Raw genomic sequence first — 8,429 nt, forward strand, 5'->3', positions numbered from 1 at the left:
GCCCGCGCGCGCAGCGCGGCTACCGGCGCGTGCGGCGCCCGCTCGACGCACTGTGCGGCGTGGCGCTGGTCGGCCTCGGCGCGAAACTCGCGGCCGAGCGCTGAAAAACCGAAAGCTGATTGAAATAATTCGTTGCGCCAAATCCGCGCGGCCACGGGGGTCAAGCCCGCGAACTGCGTCAACAGGGTAAAATAACGAGTTCCTCAATCGTCTGTCATCGAGAAGGCGCGTGTCCGACGCGCCGGCCGGCCGATCCTCGATCGGGCCGTCGCACTCGGTTTTTTGCCCGTTTTTGGGCCCGTTACTCGCGTTCGCTACGCGCGTCCGTTTTCAAAGCCATGAGCAAATACGACACCGCCACCGTCCAATCCGTCCATCACTGGACCGACACGCTGTTCAGCTTCACCTGCACCCGTGAGGCGAGCCTGCGCTTCAACAACGGCGAATTCACGATGGTCGGCCTCGAGGTCGACGGCAAGCCGCTCGCGCGCGCCTACTCGATCGTCAGCCCGAACTACGAAGAGCATCTCGAATTCTTCAGCATCAAGGTGCAGAACGGCCCGCTGACGTCGCGCCTGCAGCACCTGAAGGTGGGCGACACGGTGCTGATCGGCAAGAAGCCGACGGGCACGCTGGTCGCCGACAACCTGCTGCCGGGCAAGACGCTGTGGATGCTGTCGACGGGCACGGGCCTCGCGCCGTTCATGTCGATCATCCGCGATCCGGACATCTACGACCGTTTCGACAAGGTGATCCTGACGCACACGTGCCGCCTGAAGGGCGAGCTCGCGTACATGGACTTCATCAAGCACGACCTGCCGGGCCACGAGTACCTTGGCGACATCATCAAGGAAAAGCTCGTCTACTACCCGACGGTCACGCGCGAAGCGTTCGACAACGAAGGCCGGATCACCGACCTGATCGCAACGGGCAAGCTGTTCACGGATCTCGACGTCCCGCCGTTCTCGCCGGAAAACGACCGCGTGATGCTGTGCGGCAGCACCGCGATGCTGAAGGACACGACCGACCTGCTGAAGCAGGCCGGCCTCGTCGAAGGCAAGAACAGCGCGCCGGGCCACTACGTGATCGAGCGCGCGTTCGTGGACTGATCGATCCCCAAATTTGCGCGTCGTCAAGAACCGGAGCGAAAGCTCCGGTTTTTTTTCATCCCTACTTGGCGAATTCGTAACAAATTGGGATCATCCCATCTCAAATAGTTACATTTGGATACGTCATCGTCCGGCGCTCGGGTGTCAGTGTTTTTCCTACAACACCTTCATTCCGATTATTCACATTTACCCTTAAATGTCCGCCTGACATGACCTTTTCAGAAATTTTGAGATATTATTCGCCGCGCGTGGTTGCCGTTCGGATGAGAGTGGAAGGGTCGGATGCAAGTGTTACAAGACGTAACTTTTGTTACCTCGGCAGGGGGCGATTCTCTGGCGGCGACCGTCATCAAAACGGCAGCCGATCCACGCAGCCAGCCGGTGTCTGAACCGCTTTCTGACAGCAGGGAGAGTCATGGATACGTCGCTTAGCGCGCCTTTGGGCGCTCACGCCCCGTTCCCGTCGCAACAGCTCGTGCCGGGCTGCGTCGCGACTCCGCCCATTGCCGACACCGCGTCGAAACGCGGTGCCTCCGCCGCGCGGATCGCAGCGCTGTCTGCCCAGTTGCTCGCCGCCGACGAAGCGGCCCGCCGCCACCTGGCAGGCGAGCTGCACGACGGACTCGGCGCCGAATTGACCGCTGCGCGTTTCGCGCTCGCAAACGTTCAAACGTGGCTGCCGGCCGATGCGCCGGATGGTTGCCTGCGCGCGCTGGAGCTTGCGCAGCAGGCGCTCGACGCCGCGACCGACGCGAATCGCCGGCTGATCGACGAGCGCGACACGCCGGCGCTCGACGCGGGCCTGGTCGGCGCGCTGTCGTCGTGGGCCGACACCCATGCGGCACGCACGGGCCTGCGCACCAGCTTCGTCTGTGCGGCCGACGCACGCCTGACGCAGATCGCCGGCGCCAGCGCGCTCGCGGTGTTCCGCGTCGCGCAGGAAGCGTTGTCGAACGTCGCGAAGCATGCACGCGCGACGTCGGTCGACGTGCGGATCGCCACCGACGGCACGCACCTGTCATTGATTGTCTCTGACGATGGGACCGGTTTCTCCCGAAGCCGTCGCACCGGCTACGGTCTCGCCGGCATGCGCGCCCGCTGCGAGGCGTTCGGCGGCAGCTTCGAGACGGCCATGCCGGAAACCGGCCACGGCACGCGCGTCACCGCGCGCTTCGCTTGGGATTCGCTGCTCGCGGTGCCCGTCGCGGCCCGCCGCGCGTTGCTTTCGTGAGGTCGTCATGAGCCTGAACATCCTGCTCGTGGACGATCACGCGATCGTCCGGCAAGGGATCCGCCAGTTGCTGATCGACCGTGGCGTCGCACGCGACGTCACCGAGGCCGAGAACGGCGGCGACGCCATGGCCGCCGTCGACAAACAGGAATTCGACGTGATCCTGCTCGACATCTCGCTGCCGGACACGAACGGCATCGAAGTGCTCAAGCGCCTCAAGCGCAAGCTGCCGCGCACGCCGGTGCTGATGTTCTCGATGTACCGCGAGGATCAGTACGCGGTGCGCGCGCTGAAGGCCGGCGCTGCCGGCTATCTGTCGAAGACGGTCAACGCCGCGCAGATGATCGGCGCGATCCAGCAGGTCGCGGCCGGCCGCAAGTACGTGAGCCCCGCGATGGCCGAGGCGCTCGCCGAATACGTGTCGTTCGAGAACGAGCCGCTGCCGCACGAGAAGCTGTCCGACCGCGAATACCAGACGCTCTGCATGCTCGCGTCGGGCAAGCGGCTCACCGACATCGCGAACACGCTGTCGCTGTCCGTGAAGACGGTGAGCGTGTACCGGTCGCGGCTGCTCGAGAAGATGCGGCTGTCGAACAACGCGGAACTCACGTTCTACGTGATGAGCAACCGGCTCGTCGACATGGCGCCCACGGCCGGCGCCTGATTTCCCCGACCCACCCGGTTCACCCGATCCCGCGACGCGGCGCATGCCGCGCCGCCGCTCGCGGCCGCCCGTCTGATGCGCAAGCGCTTGTTTTATCGGACGATTTCGTGACGCACCGCTGCGCTGCAGCGGGTCTTGTGCGCCAAATCGGCTAAAATTACGGGTTTTCACTCAGTCAGCGCTACCGCGCCTGCGCGCGCTGGCGATTCATCCGCAATGTCTCTCTTCCGCAAGAAAAACGTCGATCGCATGATCGCCGGCGCGCATGCCGCCGGGCTCAAGAAAGCGCTCGGCGCGATCGACCTCACCTTCCTCGGCATCGGCGCGATCATCGGCACCGGCATCTTCGTGCTGACCGGTACCGGCGCCGTACAGGCCGGCCCCGCACTGATGCTGTCGTTCGTGATCGCCGCGATCGCGTGCGGCCTCGCGGCGCTGTCGTACGCGGAGTTCGCGTCGACGATCCCCGTCGCCGGCTCGATCTACACGTATTCGTACGCCACCCTCGGCGAGCTCGTCGCGTGGATCATCGGCTGGGACCTGATGCTCGAATACGGCCTCGCGTCGTCGGCCGTGTCGGTCGGCTGGTCGGGCTACCTGCAGTCGCTGCTGCAGGGCTTCGGGCTGACGCTGCCCACCGTGCTGACGGCCGCGCCCGGCGCGGTGCCGGGCGTCGTCACGTGGTTCAACCTGCCCGCGTTCCTCGTGATGATCGTGATCACGACGCTGCTGTCGATCGGCATCCGCGAGTCCACCCGCATCAACAACATCATGGTGTTCATCAAGGTGTCGGTCGTGCTGCTCGTGATCGCGGTCGGCGTGTTCCACGTGACGCCCGCGAACTGGCAGCCGTTCATGCCGCACGGCTGGAACGGCGTGTTCGGCGCGGCGGCCGTGATGTTCTTCGCGTTCATCGGCTTCGACGCGGTGTCGTCGGCGGCCGAGGAAGTGAAGAATCCGAAACGCGACCTGCCGATCGGCATCATCGCGTCGCTCGCGGTGTGCGCGGTGCTGTACGTGACGGTCGCCGCGGTCGCGACCGGCATCGTGCCGTCGGCCCAGTACGCGAACATCTCGCACCCGATCTCGTACGCGCTGCAGAAGGCCGGCGAGACGTGGGTCGCAGGCTTCATCGATCTCGGCGCCGTGCTCGGCATGCTGACCGTGATCCTCGTGATGAGCTACGGCCAGACGCGCGTGATCTTCGCGATGTCGCGCGACGGGCTGCTGCCCGCGACGCTGTCGCGCGTGCACCCGCGCTACGCGACGCCGTTCCTGACGACCTGGCTCGTCGGCCTGTTCTTCGGGCTGATCGCCGCGCTCGTGCCGCTCAACGTGCTCGCCGAGCTGATCAACATCGGCACGCTCGCCGCGTTCTCGATGGTGTCGATCGCGGTGCTCGTGCTGCGTCGCACGCACCCCGACCTGCCGCGTGCGTTCCGCTGCCCCGGCGTGCCCGTGGTGCCGATCCTCGCGGTCGCGTCATGCCTGTTCCTGATGCTGAACCTGCAGCCCATCACGTGGGCCGCATTCGGCATCTGGCTCGTGATCGGCCTCGTGATCTACTTCCTGTACTCGCGCCACCACTCGAAGCTCGCGCACGGTCACCACGACGCGCACTGAGCGCCGCCGTGCCGCACGCGGCACGGTGCGCACCCGCGGGGCCGGACGTCGGCCCCGCACCCTCCCCTCCCTTCGCTCACCCGCCACGCCGCCGCGTTGCTTTTCCTGCAACGATCCGCGCGTCAATTCCCGTTTCCATTGGTCATTTTTCGAATGCCGGCATATTCGATTCGGATCGGCATATTAATCGATTAAAAATGTAATTCGATTGAATTGAATATGAATAGAAGAAAATAATCACGCGACCGACATTGAACTCTTGCATTCGCCAACCTAGTATTCAGGTCGGCCGATCGCAAACGCCCGCCCCGCTTGGACCAGACGGGGCACAAGCCGCAGCAGGAGCGCGGCGGGATGCAATCGATTTCATCGAAGCGCCTTTTTATAAAACACAAATTCATAGCGCGTTCATAAAAGAATTTTCAGCATCTTTTTAATTAAAAATTATCACGACCGGATAATCCGGCCGAGGGTATTTTATTGCCTCCATCCGGAGGCATGTCGCTGCACCTGTCCGAAGTTCAACAAGAACCAGAGAGGTCTGTCATGAGCAATACATTGGTCAACGTCACGGCGAAGGTCGAAATCAGCGCGGCCAACCAGACGATCGCGGGGCTCAGGGATTATCAAAGCAAGAACTGGGCGATCGGACTGAACGGGGATACGCTGGCGCCGGACGGTTTCCTGACGTTCTTCACCGAGCGCAACCTGCCGTTCAGCTACTACGTCCGTGCGCGTGGCGTTTCGGTCGGCGAACCGAGCGCATATCAGGCGAACATCGAGACGCTGACGCAGCGCATCGCCGCGATTCGCGCGTCGGAGACGAACCAGGTCCAGGCGACGATCCGCGAGCTCGAGCTGTACAAGTCGCGGAACTGGGCGATCGGCCTGAACGGCACGACGCTGCAACCGGACAATTTCCTGCCGTTCTTCGGCACCCGCTCCGTGCCGTTCGAGTACTACGTGCGCAGCGGCGGCGTCGAGCTTGGCTCGCCGAACGCGTACGACAACAACATCCGCAACCTGACGCAGTACCTGGGCTCGCTCTGATGTAGCGACCCGCCGGGCGGATGCGTCCGCCCGGCGACCTGCCGGCGGCCCGTCCGTGGCCGCCCTGCCCGCGCGCCTCGCCGCTCCGCTTGTCCCTTCCCCGTTTTACGCCTTCCCCGTCGCCTGCACGCTTGCCGCGGCCGGTTCATAATCGCGCCATCAAACGGCGGCCCGCAGCGGCGGTGTCGCCCGGCAACAGGAAGAAGATGATGGAAAGCGTCGATCTCGATGTATTGAAATCCAGCGCGCGCTGGCTCGAAGAAGGGCGCCGCGTGCTGCTCGTGACGGTCGTGAAGACGTGGGGCTCGTCGCCCCGCCCCGAAGGCGCGATGCTCGCGGTGCGCGAGGACGGGCTCGTGGTGGGCTCCGTGTCCGGCGGGTGTATCGAGGACGACCTGATCGCCCGTGTGCACGCAAGCGGGATCGCGGCCGACGCGCGCCCGGAAGCGCTCAAGTACGGCGTGACGGCCGAGGAAGCGCATCGCTTCGGGCTGCCGTGCGGCGGCACGATCCAGCTCGTGCTCGAGCCGCTCACGCGCGACAGCGGGATTGCCGCGCTGTGCGCGGAAGTCGAGGCCGGCCGCCTCGTCACGCGCACGATGACGCTCGCGACCGGCCGCGCATCGCTGTCGCCCGCGCAGGCGGCCGACGGCCTCGCGTTCGACGGCGAGCGGCTCGTGACGATCCACGGGCCGCGCTACCGGATGCTCGTGATCGGCGCCGGCCAGTTGTCGCGCTATCTATGCCAGATCGCGGTCGGGCTCGACTACCAGGTGACGGTGTGCGATCCGCGCGAGGAATACACGGATGCGTGGGACGTGCCGGGCACACGCGTCGTGCACACGATGCCGGACGATACGGTGCTCGACATGAACCTCGATGCGCGTTCGACCGTGATCGCGCTCACGCACGATCCGAAGCTCGACGATCTCGCGCTGATGGAGGCATTGAAGACGCCCGCGTTCTACGTGGGCGCGCTCGGCTCGCGGCGCAACAACGCAGCGCGGCGCGAGCGGCTGCGCGAATTCGACCTGAACGAAGCGGAACTGGGCCGGCTGCATGGGCCAGCCGGCATCTACATCGGCAGCCGGACGCCGCCGGAAATCGCGATCTCGATCCTCGCCGAGATCACCGCCGCGAAAAACAACGTGTCGCTGCCGACGATCCTGCAGGTCGAGGGCGCGAAGGCCGCGCGCGAAATCGCGGCGAACAGCGGCGCGGCCTGCGGCCTCTGATCACTGTCGACGCCGGCGCACGGTTGCGCCGGGTACGCGTCCGCGACGGGCGAAGCAGACGAAGCCAGCGGAACGACACATGCCGGCGCCAGGCCGGCGCGTGTCGCCGATCAGGTCAGGCCGGCGGCCAGCGCCGCGGCGACCGAACCGACCACCAGCACGACGCCGACCGTGCGGCGCTTGTTCAGCTCGGTCCACAGCAGCACGCCGGTCAGCGATAGCAGGATCAGCGAGCCCGCGATCGTGTCCATCAGCAGCACCCAGCCGAGATTCATCCCGACGCCGCGATGCAGGTTGTTCAGCGTCGTCAGGAACGTGTTGCCCGTGCGCTTCACCGCGACGTAGCCGTTGCCGACCCAGTATTCGGCCTGCAGGTTCTGGTGCGGGCCGAACAGGCCCATCTGCCAGTGCTCCGGCTGCATCACGCGTTTATCGCCCCACGCCACCGGCTGCGCGGGCTCCTTGCGCATGCGGCCCGGCTTGCCGTCGAAATGCAGTTCGTGCTGCAGCCACTTCGTCATCGCGGCAGGCGTCTTCGGCGCCGGATCCGGCAGCGCGATCTGCATCTCCTCGACCTGCGGCTCGCCGGTCGAAATCTTCAGCGGCGGCGCGCGGTGGTTGAGCAGCACGCCCGTCACGCCGAACAGCAGCCCGAGCACCGCGCCCCACAGCCCGACCCAGCCATGCACCTTGCGCAGCCACTTGATGAAGGTCGCGCGGCGCGAACGCTGACGGCGCGCAGCCAGTTCGTCGTCGCTCAGCGGGCGGGCCGCCGAGTGCAGCACGGTGACGCCCGCGCGGGAAGTACCCGTCTGGGGCGGAGTGATCGTTTCGGGCGCGTTCACGCGAGAGTTTCCATTCGTTCAAAACAACGGGCGGCGCGCAAAGCGTGCGCGCCGCCCGAGCAGCATGAAAATGAGAATGGATATCATTACACAAGTTGATTGCCGGCTCAATCCGCCCAGCTACGTGACGGCGAGCCTGATAGCAAAGGGAATCCAGAAGAAGCAGGCGCTTTACGCCGCAATACCGTCAGATAGAAGGAAAATATCGCCAGAATGATCCTGCAAGGTCAAGACGGTATTTCGTAAGAAATCGCGCGATGCCAAGCTGTTCAGCGCAGTGGCGGCAGCGGAAAGCGCGGTGCGGCGTCGTCCGGCGCGGGCTCGGTACGGTCGAGCGAGTACAGCCACGCGAGCAGATCCGCGACCGCCTGGTAGAGCTGCGGCGGAATCCGGTCGTCGAGGTCGACCTGCATCAGCAGCGACACCATCTCCGGCGCCGTATGCACGTACAACCCGGCATCGTGTGCGCGCGCGACGATCATCTCGGCGAGCGCGCCGTAGCCCTTCGCGACCACGCGCGGCGCCGCATCGCCGCCCTTCGGATCGTAGACGAGCGCGGCCGCGCGCTTGCGGGACGTCATGCTCATGACAGCGCCTCGTCGTCGGTATCCGGCGCATGCGTCGCCGGGCCGCCAGCCGAGGCCGACGCCGAACCGCGCGCATACGCGGCCG

General features: G+C 65.5%; 8 protein-coding genes and 1 pseudogene. 7 read left to right on the forward strand and 2 right to left on the reverse strand.

Features of this window, described 5'->3' with window-relative positions; genetic code table 11:
- From G3N99_RS29900 to G3N99_RS29930, 7 genes and pseudogenes are all read left to right on the forward strand, one after another.
- Window positions 1–104, forward strand: a pseudogene (locus G3N99_RS29900) (LysE family translocator); the annotation flags it as partial.
- A 234-nt stretch (window positions 105–338) separates the two neighbouring features.
- Window positions 339–1,109 (forward strand): ferredoxin--NADP reductase, encoded by a 771-nt coding sequence (locus G3N99_RS29905; protein ID WP_085041890.1) that lies wholly within the window; start codon window positions 339–341, stop codon window positions 1,107–1,109.
- 415 nt (window positions 1,110–1,524) lie between these two features.
- Window positions 1,525–2,340: a quorum system sensor histidine kinase RqpS gene (gene rqpS, locus G3N99_RS29910; RefSeq protein ID WP_206124178.1), complete on the forward strand. Its 816-nt coding sequence runs from the start codon at window positions 1,525–1,527 to the stop codon at window positions 2,338–2,340.
- Between the two features lie 7 nt (window positions 2,341–2,347).
- Window positions 2,348–3,004, forward strand: a complete 657-nt coding sequence (gene rqpR / locus G3N99_RS29915; RefSeq protein ID WP_107312671.1) for a response regulator transcription factor RqpR — start codon at window positions 2,348–2,350, stop codon at window positions 3,002–3,004.
- 216 nt (window positions 3,005–3,220) lie between these two features.
- A complete protein-coding gene (locus G3N99_RS29920) occupies window positions 3,221–4,627 on the forward strand; it encodes an amino acid permease (RefSeq protein WP_174937489.1) in 1,407 nt (468 codons plus the stop codon).
- Between the two features lie 546 nt (window positions 4,628–5,173).
- Window positions 5,174–5,677, forward strand: coding sequence for a hypothetical protein (locus tag G3N99_RS29925; RefSeq protein ID WP_011353505.1), 504 nt, complete (start codon window positions 5,174–5,176; stop codon window positions 5,675–5,677).
- A 209-nt stretch (window positions 5,678–5,886) separates the two neighbouring features.
- The gene (locus G3N99_RS29930) at window positions 5,887–6,912 is read left to right on the forward strand and encodes an XdhC family protein (RefSeq protein WP_206124179.1); all 1,026 of its coding nucleotides are present in this window, start codon (window positions 5,887–5,889) and stop codon (window positions 6,910–6,912) included.
- Between the two features lie 110 nt (window positions 6,913–7,022).
- On the opposite strand, the gene G3N99_RS29935 is transcribed toward G3N99_RS29930, so the two are convergent.
- Window positions 7,023–7,757, reverse strand: coding sequence for a PepSY-associated TM helix domain-containing protein (locus G3N99_RS29935; protein WP_206124180.1), 735 nt, complete (start codon window positions 7,755–7,757; stop codon window positions 7,023–7,025).
- Between the two features lie 269 nt (window positions 7,758–8,026).
- Window positions 8,027–8,344, reverse strand: coding sequence for an EscU/YscU/HrcU family type III secretion system export apparatus switch protein (locus G3N99_RS29940; protein WP_011353508.1), 318 nt, complete (start codon window positions 8,342–8,344; stop codon window positions 8,027–8,029).
- Between the last annotated feature and the right edge of the window lie 85 nt (window positions 8,345–8,429).

The organism is Burkholderia sp. Ac-20392 (genome assembly GCF_017104585.1).
In the GTDB taxonomy this organism is placed as follows: domain Bacteria; phylum Pseudomonadota; class Gammaproteobacteria; order Burkholderiales; family Burkholderiaceae; genus Burkholderia; species Burkholderia lata.

Bases quoted from the DNA above. Each gene is read 5' to 3' on its own strand.
- rqpS (WP_206124178.1), top strand. From the start codon at position 1,525: ATGGATACGTCGCTTAGCGCGCCTTTGGGCGCTCACGCCCCGTTCCCG.
- G3N99_RS29930 (WP_206124179.1), top strand. From the start codon at position 5,887: ATGGAAAGCGTCGATCTCGATGTATTGAAATCCAGCGCGCGCTGGCTC.
- G3N99_RS29920 (WP_174937489.1), top strand. From the start codon at position 3,221: ATGTCTCTCTTCCGCAAGAAAAACGTCGATCGCATGATCGCCGGCGCG.
- G3N99_RS29925 (WP_011353505.1), top strand. From the start codon at position 5,174: ATGAGCAATACATTGGTCAACGTCACGGCGAAGGTCGAAATCAGCGCG.
- G3N99_RS29940 (WP_011353508.1), bottom strand. From the start codon at position 8,344: ATGAGCATGACGTCCCGCAAGCGCGCGGCCGCGCTCGTCTACGATCCG.
- rqpR (WP_107312671.1), top strand. From the start codon at position 2,348: ATGAGCCTGAACATCCTGCTCGTGGACGATCACGCGATCGTCCGGCAA.
- G3N99_RS29905 (WP_085041890.1), top strand. From the start codon at position 339: ATGAGCAAATACGACACCGCCACCGTCCAATCCGTCCATCACTGGACC.